The 491-nt window shown below is 34.8% G+C and carries 1 protein-coding gene; it reads right to left on the bottom strand.

Annotation, left to right across the window (positions count from 1 at the left end; translation table 11 throughout):
* A partial coding sequence (locus K0039_RS20790) for a butyrate kinase (RefSeq protein WP_228106833.1) occupies positions 1-491 on the bottom strand: 491 nt, incomplete at both ends.

Here is a 491-nt window from a genome sequence, read left to right as displayed (position 1 = left end):
CTAATGCGTTTGCAACATCTACTATTTTACCATTTTTATGAGCTCCAACAGAAACTCCTCCACCCATGTGTGCAACTATAAGATTTATATCTTCATATTTCTTGTTTATTTCTCTAGCATATCTTCTTGCTATTGCCTTTTGATTTAAAGCGTGTACTACACTTGCTCTACTTATTTCAGGCATACCAGAAATTCTAGCAACATCTTCTAGTTCATCCACAACAACAGGGTCTACTATGTATGAAGGAACATTTACTTCTTCACCTATTTGTTTTGCTATTATTCCACCTAAATTTGAGGCATGTTCTCCTAAAACTCCTACTTTTAAATCTTCAATCATAGCAGCACTTACTGAATAAGTACCACCTTTTATAGGTTTAAGAAGTCCTCCTCTACCTACTACAGCATCTAATTCAGATGTTTTTACTCCACCTTCTTTTAGAGCTTCTTCTATTACTTGTTTACGAAATTCAAATTGGTCAGACACCTTC

Source organism: Terrisporobacter mayombei, assembly GCF_020748465.1.
In the GTDB taxonomy this organism is placed as follows: domain Bacteria; phylum Bacillota; class Clostridia; order Peptostreptococcales; family Peptostreptococcaceae; genus Terrisporobacter; species Terrisporobacter mayombei.
Note: the sequence above shows the minus strand (reverse complement) of the source record. Positions and strands in the feature narration are given on the sequence as shown.